Consider the following 14,268-nt stretch of genomic DNA (forward strand, 5'->3'; position numbering starts at 1 on the left):
TTAGCTCCCTTCCTGGTTTTGGTCAGGCTGTTCAACAGCCAGATTGAATAGGGGTTTTACCGGCCAGCTGAAACGCATGCTGGCTCCGCCGAGTGAACTGCTTTCAACCGCAATGCGTCCCTGATACGCCACGGCGATAGAGTGGACGATTGCCAGCCCGAGCCCGCAGCCACCGGTTGCGCGGTCGCGGCTTGGATCGAGGCGGACAAAGGGTTCGAAGATGCGTACGCGTTCTTCTTCCGGAATACCGGGGCCGTCGTCTTCGACCTGCAAATGGGCTATTTCGCCATCGAGCCACAGGCTGATGCGCAGCATTTCCTGAGAATAACGCAGGCCGTTGTTGACCAGATTGTCGAGCACGCGCTCCATCAGCCGTAAATCGACGCCGCCGAAATCGAGGTTTTCCGGCGCCTGATAAAGGATAGAGCGTTCGGCGTTGATCAGTCGGAAATCATCCACCTTGTCTTCCAGCCAGTGCGCCAGATTCACTTTTTCCAGATTCAGCGCCACCTGCGGGCGATCCAGACGGGCGTAGGTCAGCAGCTCATCAATCAGGGCTTCGAGTTGCCCGATGTCGCGGTTAATGGCGTTTTGTTCGGACTCCGGCAGGTTCTCGCTGATGGCCAGCCGGTAACGAAGACGTACCAGCGGCGTGCGGAGTTCGTGGGCGATGCCGTCAATGAGCTGTTTTTTACTCGCGACCAGCGTGCTGATATTGTCCGCCATCTGGTTAAATGCGACGCCCAGCCGGTTGAGGCTGGAGGTCGAATCAAAATCGATGCGTTCGTCGAGATGACCGTTACCGAGGCGCAGCGCGGAGTTTTCCAGCCGCAGCAAATCCTGCCAGTGCGGACGCATCCACAGGAAAACCGGCAGCGCGAGAGACAGGCCGATGAAGATCAGTAATCCCAGGTCGAGCAGCCGCATTTCGTGCATGTAAAACAGATACGGGATCGGCCCGACCACCAGCACGTAATGGCTGCGCGGGACACGCTGGATAAAGGTGTATTCGTCGTCGAGGGCAATAATCTCGCCGTCTTTCAGGCGCTGATCCAGCGCCGGGCTGAGTTTACGCTTTCCAAGCGGTTCAATGTGGAGTTTGAAAGACAGGTTCAGATCCAGCGTGTTGATGGTCTTGTTCCAGTCTTTAATCGGAATTTCCCTGAGCTCACTGCGCATCAGGTAAAGCGAGCTTTTCATCAGGTCGTTCATGGACTGACGGCCGGTGCGTTCGGCGGTGACTTTGTACACCAGGCCGACCAGCATCGCCATCACCAGGAAACAGACCAGCAGTAACAGAAAGAACTGAACGAAAAGCTTTCTCATTCCTGCAGAGACTCCCAGGCGTTCGGAGCAAACAAATACCCTTTATTGCGCACGGTTTTGATGCGGAAAGGTTCGAGGGTATTGTCGTACAGTTTTTTGCGCAGGCGTGAAATCGCCACGTCAATGCTGCGATCCAGCCCGTCATAGCTCACGCCGCGCAGGTTTTTCAGCAACGCTTCGCGATCCATGATGCGTCCCGCGTGTGTCGCCAGTTCCCACAGCAAATCAAAGTCTGAAGTGGAAAGGATGATGGTTTCATCCACCAGCGTGACTTCGCGGTTCACCGGATCAATGCACAGCTGACCGAAGTGGAGGGCGTTGCCGCTTTTCAGCGTCTGAACCGGTTGTTCATTTTGCGCGGATTGCACCGGATTCTGGCGCAAATGCAGCCGTAACCGTGCCAGGAGAACGGCCGGCGGCGTGGTTTTAAGGATGTAATCGCTGGCGCCCATTTCGAGCGACAAAATGTGGTTCATATCGCTGTCGAGCGAGGTCAGCAGCACGATCGGGCCGGGGAAAATAGGGCGCAAATCGCGGCATAACGTCATGCCATCTTTGCCCGGCAGCATGATATCCAGCAGGACAAGATCGGGTTTTTCTTTCTCAATACGCGCCTGCGCCGTGTCACCACGGGGCTCGACCAGCACATCGATATCATGTTTACCCAGATAGGCGGCGATCAGGTTGCCGACTTCTGCATCATCTTCTACAAAAACGATTCTATTCATTGGCTTGCTGTTATAAGAAATCCGGTGAGTAGCATAGCGTGACACGTCTGCTGACGCTATCGCGGTAGCGTAATAGAACGTGACATTTTTGCGGCATAAATTCCATATCCGCTAAATACTTTGGCTTAATTCTGAAATGCTAGCAAAGTGCGTTTCAGTGACGGAAAGCGCCTGAACCGACTGGCAAAGTGTTGTTGAATTATGCCATTATACAGACGAATAAATTTAGCTTCATAAATTGATCTGCATTATCTATCTGCCGGCAGATTCTTTGTCAGCAGGCAGAGCACTGAGCACACCTTCGCACGTTCTGTACAGACGTTCAAATGAACAGGCCCTGACCAGGAAGAGGAAACGGGGATGAATGAAAATCGCCTGGTACCCGATGCGCGCAGTCAAAAAGCGTCCTTTGACTACATGGAATATTTGTCCGCATCCTGCAAAAAGAAATGGAGTTTTGTCGACGCTATTTATGGCGTGATGCCGTTCTTCGGCATGGTTCTGAAATCCCGTTCAAAAAAAGATAAATCGAAGCAGGAAGCCTTGCGGGCACTCGCGTTGCAGGTGGTTTCCACGCAGGTCAGCGACGAAACGAACATCGTCCGGCTGATTGAACTGGCAGAGCAGCAAAATATGTACAGCATCGATATCAACCTGCCGTACTCGCTGACCGACGACCAGCTCACCGCTATCAAAGTGGAATGCAAACATCTGGTACAGCTGAGTCAGAACAACGATCACCTGTTAGTGCAGATTATGCAGATGCCTTCTCAGCACTGACCGTTCAGCGCCAAAATCTTCAAACGTCTGTAAGAAAAAAGGCCGCTTTCGCGGCCTTTGTCCTGTCTGACGTCCGGGTTATTTCTTCAGCTCTGCGCGTAAATCTTTCACATCGCTTGCCGAAACCGGTGCCGCGGCATTTCCCCAGCTGTTACGGATGTAAGTCAGCACGTTCGCCACGTCCGTATCACTCATATTGGCATCAAATGACGGCATAGACGGCGCGGTCGGTTTGCTGTCGGTCGCTACCGGACGGCTGCCTGCCAGCACAACGCGGATCAGGGATGTCGCGTTTGGCTGGTTGATCAGCGCGGAATCGGCAAGGCGCGGGAACAACCCTTCCTGACCCATGCCGGACGGCGTGTGGCAGGCGGAACAGCGGTCGGCATAAATATTTTTACCGGCGACCATCGCGCTGTCTTCGGCTTTGACCGGAGAAGGCGCGGTGCTGCCGCTGTCGTGACCGCTGTCTTTCAGATAAACCGCGACGGCTTTGAGATCCGCATCCGTCCAGTGCTGCGACGAATTCGTCACTTCTTCTGCCATCGGGCCGGAGGCAATATCGAAACGGTTAGAACCGGTTTTCAGATATTGCATCAGATCTTCCTGCGTCCAGTTGCCGATACCCGTGTGTTTATTGCTGGTGATGTCCGGCGCAACCCAGTTTTCCACCACAGCGCCTTGCAGGAACTCGCTGTCTTTATCGCCGCCAATCATGTTTTTCGGCGTATGGCAGGTGCCGCAGTGGCCGAGCCCTTCAACCAGATACGCGCCACGATTCCATTCCGCGGATTTATCCATCTGCGGTTTGAATTCGCCTTTTTTGAAGTTCAGCCAGTTCCAGCCCATCAGGCTGGCGCGCACGTTGAACGGGAACGGCAACTGATTGGTTTCCACTTCGTGATGCACCGGTTGCAGGGTTTGCAGATACGCCCAGATGGCGGCGTTATCTTCGCGGGTCACTTTGGTGTACGCCGTGAACGGCATCGCGCCGTACAGACGTTTACCGCCGTGGCCCACGCCTTCGGACATCGCGCGCTGGAAGTCATCGAAAGACCATTTACCGATACCCGTTTCCGGATCCGGCGTGATGTTGGCACCGACTAAACGGCCAAACGGCGTTTCGATCGGCACGCCACCGGCGAACGGTTTGGCATCTGGCGTTGAGGCAGTGTGGCAGGCCGCGCAGTCGCCGACGGTGGCCAGATAGCGCCCCCGTTCAACCTGCTCGAAAGAGCCGTCACCGGCGGCGTGTGTCAGGCCGGAAACGCTGAGTGCCAGCAAGCCGAGTGAGAATGACGTTAACTTTTTCATGCGATCATCTCTCCCGGTTTTTTCAGGTAATAGTTACGGATCGCATGAGCGGCTTTAAACGCCAGTGCGCCAACGGTGCCGGTCGGGTTGTATCCCGGGTTCTGCGGGAAGGCCGATGCGCCGACCACAAACAGGTTCGGCACGTCCCAGACTTGCAGGTGTTTGTTCACGGAACTGGTGGACGGATCTGCACCCATCACAAATCCGCCGACGACGTGAGACGACTGATACGGCGTACCGTTCCAGTGGCCTTTCATCGGGTTGGCAACAAGCTGACGCGGGTTCATCGCTTTCGCAATTTCTGCCACTTTACCGGTGCAATACGCCGCCATTTTCAGATCGTTTTCCGGGAAATCGAATGTGACACGCAGCAGCGGGCGACCCAGACGGTCTTTGTAGTTCGGATCGAGTGAAAGATAGTTGGTTTTGGTGGTGTAGCTGCTGGCCTCACAACCGATAGACATCGAACTGAGATAGTTGGCCACGGTGGCTTTTTTCCACTCGGAACCCCATTTCGGCGTTCCCGGCGGAACAGGGCGGTAGCCGATTGGCGCGCCACCGATTGGCGTGACGCGGATACTGCCGCCGCCGAAGAATCCGAGGCCACTGTGGTCGAAGTTATCGTTGTTAAAGTCATCAATGCCCATCCCGACCGCACCTGCGCCGATGAACGGGTTGAAGTTCTTGTCATCGAAGAACAGCTGCACGCCGTTGGCCGTCTGATACGCGTAATTACGGCCGGTAGTGCCCTCTAACGTGACCGGATCATAAGGTTTACCGATGCCGGAAAGCAGCATCAGGCGGACGTTTTCAAAGGTGAAGGCGCTGACGATCACCAGATCGGCAGGCTGTTCCCATTCGTCGCCGGAAGAGTCGATGTAAACCACGCCCGTCGCGCGTTTGCCGGTGGAATCTTTCAGCACCTGCATCACTTCACAGTTGGTGCGGGCTTCGAAATTCTCTTTGCGGATCAGCGCCGGCAATACGGTAGTGATGGCGCTGGCTTTGGAGTAGTTGGCGCAACCGTAGTTGGTGCAGAAACCGCAGAATGTACACGGCCCCATTTTGACGCCGAGCGGGTTGGTGTAAGGCTCGGAAATCAGCGAAGAGGGGACCGGGAATGCTTTGTAGCCCATGTTGCGCGCGGCTTCGGCAAACAGCGTCGGGCCGTAAGGTTGATCCATCGGGCGGGTCGGATATTCAATCGAGCGCATGCCTTCATACGGGTTACCGCCGTCGCGATGCTCGCCGTTCACGTTGCTGGCTTTACCGGAAACCCCGGCGATGCGTTCAAACGAGGCGTAGTGCGGCTCCATTTCTTCCCAGTCGGTTCCCCAGTCCTGCAACACCAGTTCTTCAGGAATGGCTTTTGCGCCGTAACGTTCGGTCAGATGGCTTTTAAGGCGGAATTCGTCCGGCTGGAAGCGGAAAGTAATGCCCGCCCAGTGGTTGCCTGCGCCGCCGGTGCCGTTGCCCGGATGGAATGAGCCCCATTCACGCATCGGTAAGGCGGTTTGTGCCGGGTTGTTACGGATAGTAATAGTGTTCTGACGCGTGCGTAACATCAGTTCCTGGCGGGAGTTGTAACGCAGTTCGTCGGCGACGGTGGCTACGTTAAAATCGCGCGCCGTATCACGCCACGGGCCGCGTTCGATAGCCACAACGTTGAGACCTTCGTCACACAGTTCATTGGCGATGATCGAGCCGGCCCAGCCGAGCCCGATAACCACCACGTCGGTTTTAGGTAATTTCTTTGCCATAATGTTTTTCTGCCCTTAGCTCTTCATTTTCCATGCGTCGCCGCCTGAAATGCTCAGCGGTTCCAGATCGAGTTTCTGGTTATGTTTGCCGACATATTCGCGGTAATCGTAGCGTGCGCCGGGGAAGCCCAGCATTTTCCACGACACCATGTTGCGGTTACCGCCATAAATCGGATCAGCGAAGAAACCTTCCATGGTGTTCTTGAGCGCAATGGCGAAGAACAGTTTGGAATCGATCCCATCGAGAGCAATTTTTCCGTTTTCCAGACCGGACAGAATTTGATCCTGCTGGTCACCTGGCAAGTCTTTGAACAACTTCTGGTGCTGAGACCGGGTATATTTATCCAGCGCGGCCAGGCCGAGACGATATCGCTGCTGAGGAACTAATGGAGACTGGTCGCCCTGTTCCGGTGTGCCGTCCTGGAACGGGCCTTCCATGTAAAGGCGGGCGTAGGTGCCGTAGAAACCGGCCAGCTGGCGGTCGATAAACACTGCGCATCCGGCGTCTTTACCTCCGACGCTCAGATTGTCGGCGGGTACCAGTCGGTCAACAATGGCTTCCATGGCGGCGGCTTCGGCGTCGGTGAAGAACGCCCAGCCATCGATATCAATTTGCGGAGGCGGGCTGGCGTCAAAGGGGCTCCACACGGGGGTTCCTTTGAGGGTTACCGCGTTTGCGGCCTTGGCCGCGCCCAATACTGCGGAGGCTGCCGTGAACGAGAGAATTTGCCTGCGGGTGACGCCCGGTAACGTTTTTTTGCTCATTGATGTTCCCTGTTTTTTATGTAGCAGTATGCAGCTATAAATGGCGCACATCCCGTCGTCTTCCGGGCGGAAGAAAAGGGGAGAGGGACGCGTGCAGAAGCATTTTTTACGGCATGACGGCTGCCATTAAAAATGCCGGTCAGAATTCAGGTGCGCTCTGCAAAAGCAGTCGGGTGGCACCGGAATAAATCGTTAACCTGCTAAGGATAAATGAAAATGACCTGTAAAGATAAATGGTTAATTTGTTAAAAATGTTATGAAATGTGTGCTAATGGTTTTTAATGTTGTAATTTTAGACGTTTTTTTGTGATGTGCGTGGATTTTAACCGTACATATTGCAGGGAATACCCCCGCATAATTCCACTTTATGAAAAGGGTTATGTGGCCATTCATGGCATGAAGGTTGAAATATGTCGTTTGTCAGGTAAGATCAAACCTTACGTTTAAAATGTGTAAGGCATGACAAAGGTCACAGATTTTTTTTCCTATTTATTGAAGCGTTATGCGGGCTCAACCTGCTTCTTTCTGCTCGTGGCAGGGGGATTGGCTTTCTATGCTGGAAGTGCCTCTGCGCTGACGGCAGACCCTTCTGAAGTTGCTTCCGGCACCCGGGGGCTTTCGTATGATCTCTCCGGTTTCCTGCCTGCGGGTGATGAACAGTCCGCCTTCAATACCGGAAACATCCGGCAATCCAATGTGTTACCCAGCCTCGGCAGTCAGTACATTAAAAATGACAATGCGCCGAGCGCGACGGAAAAACAGCTCGCCACCACGCTGAAAGAACTCGGCACGACCACATCAGACAGCGACGATCCGCTGCGTTTGCAGGCGGAAAATATTGCGCTCAGCCAGGCCGCCAAACTGGTGCAAAAAGAAACCAGCAGTTTGCTTTCGCCGCTGGGCACTGTCAGCACGACGCTGGATGTCACCGGTCATAATCTGGATGGCAGCTCCGGCCAGCTTTTCAGCCCGCTGTACAATTCAGAGAATAATCTGGTCTACAGCCAGATCGGTCTGCAAAGCGCGGCGGATGCCACGGTGGGGAATTTCGGTCTGGGCCAGCGTTTTAATACCGGCGCGTGGATGCTTGGCTATAACGCGTTTATCGATAATGATTTCGACCATCAGCTGACACGCGGAAGTTTGGGCGCGGAAGCCTGGACGGATTATCTGCGATTTTCCACCAACTATTACCATCCGCTGACCTCGTATCGCGCGGACAGCAGCACGTCTGCACAACTGCGGCGTCAGGCGCGCGGTTACGACATCACCACCAAAGGCTATTTGCCGTTTTACCGCCAGCTTGGGGCATCGCTGAGCTACGAGCAGTATTTTGGCAATCAGGTGGATTTGTTCGGCAACGGTACGCGCCAGAGCAATCCTTCGGCGGTTTCGTTCGGGCTGAATTACACGCCGGTGCCGCTGGTGACCGTGATGGCAGAACATCAGGCCGGACAGGATGGCGATAATCAGGATGTGGTGAAACTGACGCTCAATTATCGTCTGGGCGTGCCGCTGGATCAGCAGTTGTCATCGCGCAACGTAGCCGCAGCGAGTTCACTGCGCGGCAGCCGGTTTGATAGGGTCGATCGCAATAACATGCCGGTGATGGAGTTTAAACAGCGGAAAACCCTGTCGGTATATCTGGCGACGCCGCCGTGGTCATTGCAAGCGGGCGAAACGGTGCCGCTGAAACTGCAACTGCGAGCGCTCAATTCCGTTGTCGCGCTGAGCTGGCAGGGCGATACGCAGGCGCTGAGCCTGACACCGCCGGCTAATAACCGTAACGCGGAAGGCTGGAGCGTGATCGTGCCGCAATGGGACAATTCGCCGGGCGCCACCAACAGCTACCGTTTATCGGTGACGGTGGAAGACAGTAAATCGCAGAAAGTAACGTCAAACTGGATCACGCTGACCGTTTCCCCACCGCTGACGGCGCAACCGCAATACGGCGATGACGCGGGGCTGAATTTCTAAACGTTAAATCACGTTACTCTGCAATACCCAAACTGCCGCTTCGACGCGGGATTTCAGCTTCATCTTTTTCAGCAAATGCTTCACGTGAACTTTCACTGTGCTTTCGGTGATGTTCAGGCGACGGGCAATCATCTTGTTCGGCAAACCTTCGGCAATCAGCTTGATGATGTCGCGTTCGCGTGGCGTCAGGGACTGGATATCGCGATCGCCGCTCGGACGGCTTTCACGCAAACTTGCCGCCAGCACCGGCGTCAGCGCTTCGCTCAGCACCATTTTGCCCGCGGCGGCGTTGTGCAGGGCGGCCAGTAAATCTTCCGGCTCCATGTCTTTGAGCAGATAGCCGTCCGCGCCGCGTTTTAACGCCGTCACCACGTCATCTTCATGATTGGATACGCTGAACACCACCACGCGGCCAGACAGTGAGGTCTGACGCATGTTGTCGAGCGTATCCAGCCCGTTCATACCGGGCATATTCAGATCCAGCAGGATCAGGTCCGGGTCGAGCTGTTTCGCCAGTTCGACACCCTGTTCGCCGTTGCTGGCTTCGCCAATGACTTGCAGGCTGGCGTCGAGCGCAATCAGCTGTTTCACGCCGTTGCGCAGCATAGGATGATCGTCAATCAGCAAAATGGTGGAAGGGGTGATGTCGTTCATACTTGCTCCTGGGGATTAATGGGTAACGCTTCCGGACGGAAACGGACCGTGACTTCTGTGCCACCGTCCGGACGTCGGGCAACCCGACATTGGCCGTGTAATGTGCTGGCGCGATCCTGCATGATGATCAGGCCGTAATGATTTTGCCGTTCTGCGTCCGGGGAAATACCTTCGCCGTTGTCGCAGATGCTCATGGTGATTTCGCCTTCACTGGCGTGCAGCGAAAGGGAAACCTGCGTCGCTTTCGCGTGTTTATAGGCATTGTTCAGCGCCTCGCGGGCGATGTGTAACAGGTGGATGCCCTGATTAGCCGGAACCGATCGCGGCGGTATCTGGTAATCGAAATCTATCGCCAGCCCCATACGGCGCGAGAATTCGTCCACCGTATGTTGCAGTGCAGCCCGCAGGCCGGGTGTGTTGAGCGTCAGGCGGAACGTCGTCAGCAGTTCGCGCAGCTGTCGGTACGCGGTGCTCAGTTCCTCGCGCATCTGCTGTAACAGCGCCGCATCTTCCTCGCACAATCTCTCCTGATGCATCTGCAAACAGGCCACCTGAATTTTCAGGCAGGAGAGGGACTGTGCCAGTGAATCGTGAAGCTCGCGGGCGATGGCCGAACGTTCTTCCATCAGCATCAGCTGCTGCTGATCTTCAGCCTGTCGCGCCAGCATTAATGTACTGGTGAGCTGTTCAAGCAGCGTATTCACCAGCTGTTGCTGATCGTCATTAAGATGTTGCCCCGGCGGCAGCTGCGCCAGCAGAACGCCGTAGTTTTCGCGCTCATCGCGCAGGCTCCAGCTCAGGGATTCCCCGGTTTCGCCCGCATGTTCGCCCACTTTCGGGCTGACCGGGTGGCGTGGTGACGCATGACTGAATTCATTAAACACTTCCGCGCCGTTATTTTCGTATTGCCGCACCTGCACGCCACTGAGCGGCGTCAATGATTGTAACTCTTTCAGCACCGGCTGCATCCGCATTTCCAGCGGTGCGCTGGTGTGCAGCTGGCGGCTGACGCGGTACAGGTAATCCAGCACCCGGTTTTTTTGTTGCAGATCGGCGGTTTTCTCCGCCACGCGCTGCGCCAGGTTATCGACCATTTCACCCAGCGCCACCGACATGCTGTTGAGCGAATCACCGAGTATATCCATCTCGTTATGCGCATTGCCGGTCGCCACGCGTTTGCGTTCATAGCGGCGGGTGAAGTCACCGGCGGTGATCGCGCTGGCCTGAGAAAGCAGGCTGCGCCACGGCGTCAGCAGATGGCGGCGCAGGAACCAGATGGTCAGCGCCAGCAGGATCAGGGTGAAAGCCACCAGGCCGCGCTGGATCAGCGCAATCTGCTGTAAATGGTATTCGGTTTTGTGTTCCAGCTCGGCGACCAGCGTATCGAGCTGGCTGACAAACACTGCCATATTCGCGGAGACGTCCTGCGGATGTTTCGCCGCCAGAACCTGATCGCGCAAAGTGGTCTGCCAGTAATGGCGCAGGGCAAAAAATTGCGGCTGGAGATTTTCACGCTCGACGGCCTGCAATAAATCGGCGCTGTTCTGGTCAACTTCCATCTGGCGGATATACGCGGCGCTTTTGCCGTTCAGCGGCACTTCGGACAATAACCGGTAACTCTGCATGCGCAGTGAACCGGCTTTGTTAATGGCGTGGGCGTTACCTTCAATACTTCCCGCCATCCACGCTGCCATGCTCATTCCGCCAATGCCCAGCAGGCCGAGCAGCAGCATCAGCATGGTGATCTGGCTGACCAGCGACAGAGAAGGCAAAGCGCGTTTAAACATAACTGGGTTCCTGGATCTGTGTCGGAAGCGGTGAATACCGTGAAAAGCTGAAACGATATAATTACGGAGTGGCATTTTTTATGATCAGGGGGAGTTTCCCTATACCTCTTTGTGATTACTCCTTTATTTCCATCGGAGTGATGCCCCTGATAATTCAAGGGAGATTGAATGACCAACGCAATGAATCTTAGCACTTTATCTGAAACGCGCCCGATACTCACAAAGGATCCGTGGTCTTTTTTTCGCCTTTTTTCACCTGCCGTTGCGTTGATTTGCATCAACATGCGGAAGCGGTGCTCTACCTAGTGTGTGCGACACAACTCAGTCATTACAACGATAACGCGCTGCTACACGAGGTACTTATGTCACAAACATCTGCTCCATCAAGGGAAAAGCCGTCACGCCTGCTACAGGAATGGCGGCCGGAAGATCCGGCATTTTGGGAAAAAACCGGGCATAAAGTGGCGAGCCGGAATCTCTGGATTTCAGTGCCTTGTCTGTTACTGGGTTTCTGCGTCTGGATGCTGTTCAGCCTGGTGTCAGTAAACCTGAACAAAGTAGGCTTTAACTTCACCACCGATCAGCTGTTCATGCTGACCGCCATTCCTTCCGTTTCCGGCGCACTGCTGCGCGTTCCGTACTCGTTCATGATCCCGCTGTTTGGCGGCCGTCGCTGGACGGCGCTCAGCACCATCTTCCTGGTTCTGCCGTGCGCATGGCTGGGCTTCGCGGTGCAGGACGTCAGCACGTCTTACAACACGTTCCTGATTATCGCACTGCTGTGCGGTTTCGGCGGCGCAAACTTCGCGTCAAGCATGTCCAACATCAGCTTCTTCTTCCCGAAAACGAAGCAGGGCGGCGCACTGGGTATTAACGGCGGTCTGGGTAATCTGGGCGTCAGCGTAATGCAGCTGGTTGCTCCGCTGGTGATTTCTCTCGGCGTGTTTGCTGCGTTCAGTGACAAACAAACGCTGGCGAACGGTGCTGACATGTGGCTGCAAAATGCGGCGTGGATCTGGGTACCGTTCCTGATTATCGGCACGATTGCCGCATGGTTTGGCATGAATGACCTGGCGACGTCTAAAGCGTCTATCCGCCAGCAACTGCCGGTACTCAAGCGCGGTCACTTGTGGATCATGAGCGTGCTGTATCTGGCGACATTCGGCTCGTTCATCGGCTTCTCTGCCGGTTTTGCGATGCTGACCAAAACCCAGTTCCCGGAAATAAACATCATTTCGTACGCGTTCTTCGGTCCGTTTGTTGGCGCACTGGCTCGTTCTGCGGGCGGCATGCTGTCTGACCGTCTGGGCGGTATCCGCGTGACGCTGGTGAACTACATTCTGATGGCTGTTTTCGCCGGTTTGCTGTTCCTGACCCTGCCGGTGAACGGCGCGGGTGGTCACTTCCCGGCCTTCTTCGCCGTCTTCATGGTGCTGTTCCTGACGGCCGGTCTGGGGAGTGGTTCGACTTACCAGATGATTGCGGTGATCTTCCGTAAAATCACCACCGATCAGGCGAAAGCGCGCGGTGCAACCGACGACGAAGCGCTGCGTGAAGCCGTCACGGACACGGCGGCGGCACTGGGCTTTATCTCTTCGATTGGTGCGATCGGTGGCTTCTTCATTCCGAAAGCCTTCGGGACGTCTCTGGCACTGACCGGTTCACCGGCGGGCGCGATGAAAGTCTTCCTGGTATTCTACGTGGTGTGCGCGTTGATCACCTGGCTGGTGTACTGGCGTAAGCTGAACAAAGGTTTTGCGACCAAACAGGTCAGAAAATAAAGACTGACAGACACTAATGAAAAGGGGCTTTGGCCCCTTTTTTCATGGGCGCAATTCACTTCACGTAAGAATTCAGCACATTCAGCACGACATCCAGATCGGCCTCGCGCTTCGCCACATCTTCTTCATGCACCAGATGATCGGTCAGATGTCCCCTGATCACTTCGCGCATCAGCCCGTTGACCGCGCCCCGGATTGCCGCAATCTGCTGCAAAACCGCTGAACATTCGTGCGGTTCATCCAGCATTTTATTTAATGCCACAACCTGTCCCTGAATCTTGCTGGTACGCGCTTTCAGCTTCTGTTTATCGCGAAGGGTATGTGACATGTTAACTCCCTGATGGCCGTGAATACGCGGACAGCATAACATCCTCAGGATACTGGGGGGTAGTATATGATACTGGGGGGGAGTACAATCGTCTGCGCCACTTCCATTGAGAATGATAAAGATGAACGACTTTGCCACATTGTTGCAGCAGGGGAATGCCTGGGTATTTATTCCCAGCGCTATATTGTTAGGGGTTTTGCACGGCCTGGAGCCGGGGCATTCGAAAACGATGATGGCGGCATTCATCATCGCGATCAAAGGGACTGTCCGGCAGGCTGTGATGCTGGGGCTGGCGGCTACGGTTTCGCATACCGCCATCGTCTGGCTGATTGCGTTTGGCGGGATGGTTATCAGTCACCGTTTTACTGCCGAATCGGCGGAACCCTGGCTTCAGCTGATCTCGGCTATGATTATCGTCGGGACGGCCACATGGATGTTCTGGCGCACTTATCGCGGAGAAAGCGCATGGAAACAGCAGCAAAACGGCGTGCGGCATACCCATAATCACGGCGCTCATGATCACCCTCACGATCATCAACATGACCACCATCACGGTCACGGAATTCTTCAGGCGGCCAGCGTACCTCATGCGATTCACACCAAACCGGCGAGCCTGACAGGGTTTCGCGTTAACGTCGCAGCGCAGGAATATCAGGACGCACACGAAAGGGCGCATGCGGGAGATATCGCGCGGCGGTTTGCGACCCAGAAAGTCACCAACTGGCAGATTCTGTTCTTCGGCCTGACCGGCGGGCTGATCCCGTGTCCGGCGGCGATTACCGTGCTGCTGATTTGCATTCAGCTGAAAGCGCTGGCGCTGGGTGCCGCGCTGGTGGTCTGTTTCAGCCTCGGGCTGGCGTTAACGCTGGTGACCGTGGGTGTGGGGGCGGCGGTGAGTGTCCGTCAGGTTGCCAAACGCTGGAGCGGATTCAATACGCTTGCCCGGCGCGCACCGTATTTTTCAAGCGTACTGATTGGCGTTGTCGGAATTTATATGGGCGTACACGGTGTTATCGGGCTGACGTCGTAGTCGTAAGGGAGGGAACCGGCGGGGGATTCACGAGGCAA

At 55.4% G+C, this 14,268-nt stretch carries 12 protein-coding genes; 4 read left to right on the forward strand and 8 right to left on the reverse strand.

What is annotated here, in order from left to right; translation table 11 throughout:
- A complete protein-coding gene (gene rstB, locus J1782_RS24770) occupies positions 1-1,326 on the reverse strand; it encodes a two-component system sensor histidine kinase RstB (RefSeq protein WP_152326118.1) in 1,326 nt (441 codons plus the stop codon).
- On the reverse strand, positions 1,323-2,054 hold the full coding sequence (gene rstA / locus J1782_RS24775) for a two-component system response regulator RstA (protein WP_152326119.1): 732 nt from the start codon (positions 2,052-2,054) through the stop codon (positions 1,323-1,325). The genes rstB and rstA overlap by 4 nt, the downstream gene beginning before the upstream one ends.
- Before the next feature lie 360 nt (positions 2,055-2,414).
- Here rstA and J1782_RS24780 point away from each other — a divergent pair, with 360 nt between their 5' ends.
- Positions 2,415-2,834, forward strand: a complete 420-nt coding sequence (locus tag J1782_RS24780; RefSeq protein WP_104922006.1) for a hypothetical protein — start codon at positions 2,415-2,417, stop codon at positions 2,832-2,834.
- Positions 2,835-2,912: 78 nt separating this feature from the next.
- On the opposite strand, the gene J1782_RS24785 is transcribed toward J1782_RS24780, so the two are convergent.
- The 3 genes from J1782_RS24785 to J1782_RS24795 are packed head-to-tail and all read right to left on the reverse strand — an operon-like array spanning position 2,913 to position 6,673.
- A complete protein-coding gene (locus tag J1782_RS24785) occupies positions 2,913-4,148 on the reverse strand; it encodes a cytochrome c (RefSeq protein WP_152326120.1) in 1,236 nt (411 codons plus the stop codon).
- Positions 4,145-5,908 (reverse strand): GMC family oxidoreductase, encoded by a 1,764-nt coding sequence (locus J1782_RS24790; protein WP_165057389.1) that lies wholly within the window; start codon positions 5,906-5,908, stop codon positions 4,145-4,147. Before J1782_RS24790 ends, J1782_RS24785 begins: the two co-directional genes overlap by 4 nt.
- A 15-nt stretch (positions 5,909-5,923) precedes the next feature.
- The gene (locus J1782_RS24795) at positions 5,924-6,673 is read right to left on the reverse strand and encodes a gluconate 2-dehydrogenase subunit 3 family protein (RefSeq protein WP_152326122.1); all 750 of its coding nucleotides are present in this window, start codon (positions 6,671-6,673) and stop codon (positions 5,924-5,926) included.
- Between the two features lie 543 nt (positions 6,674-7,216).
- Here J1782_RS24795 and J1782_RS24800 point away from each other — a divergent pair.
- Positions 7,217-8,650, forward strand: coding sequence for a YchO/YchP family invasin (locus J1782_RS24800; protein ID WP_254303161.1), 1,434 nt, complete (start codon positions 7,217-7,219; stop codon positions 8,648-8,650).
- A 3-nt stretch (positions 8,651-8,653) separates the two neighbouring features.
- Here the strand turns inward: J1782_RS24800 and narL are convergent, their stop codons facing one another.
- Entirely contained in the window at positions 8,654-9,304 is a 651-nt protein-coding gene (gene narL / locus J1782_RS24805) for a two-component system response regulator NarL (protein WP_152326124.1), read from the reverse strand.
- Complete coding sequence (gene narX / locus J1782_RS24810; protein WP_217154105.1) at positions 9,301-11,091, reverse strand: nitrate/nitrite two-component system sensor histidine kinase NarX; 1,791 nt, start codon at positions 11,089-11,091, stop codon at positions 9,301-9,303. The genes narL and narX overlap by 4 nt, the downstream gene beginning before the upstream one ends.
- Before the next feature lie 362 nt (positions 11,092-11,453).
- Here narX and J1782_RS24815 point away from each other — a divergent pair, with 362 nt between their 5' ends.
- Positions 11,454-12,872, forward strand: a complete 1,419-nt coding sequence (locus J1782_RS24815) for a NarK family nitrate/nitrite MFS transporter (RefSeq protein WP_152326126.1) — start codon at positions 11,454-11,456, stop codon at positions 12,870-12,872.
- 55 nt (positions 12,873-12,927) lie between these two features.
- On the opposite strand, the gene rcnR is transcribed toward J1782_RS24815, so the two are convergent.
- Positions 12,928-13,200, reverse strand: a complete 273-nt coding sequence (gene rcnR, locus J1782_RS24820; protein WP_217154106.1) for a Ni(II)/Co(II)-binding transcriptional repressor RcnR — start codon at positions 13,198-13,200, stop codon at positions 12,928-12,930.
- Positions 13,201-13,321: 121 nt separating this feature from the next.
- On the opposite strand from rcnR, the gene J1782_RS24825 reads away from it, so the two are divergent.
- The gene (locus J1782_RS24825; protein WP_217154107.1) at positions 13,322-14,230 is read left to right on the forward strand and encodes a nickel/cobalt efflux protein RcnA; all 909 of its coding nucleotides are present in this window, start codon (positions 13,322-13,324) and stop codon (positions 14,228-14,230) included.
- Positions 14,231-14,268 lie beyond the last annotated feature (38 nt).

The sequence above is a fragment of the Rahnella sp. BCC 1045 genome, from assembly GCF_019049615.1.
GTDB classification, from domain to species: Bacteria; Pseudomonadota; Gammaproteobacteria; order Enterobacterales; family Enterobacteriaceae; genus Rahnella; species Rahnella contaminans.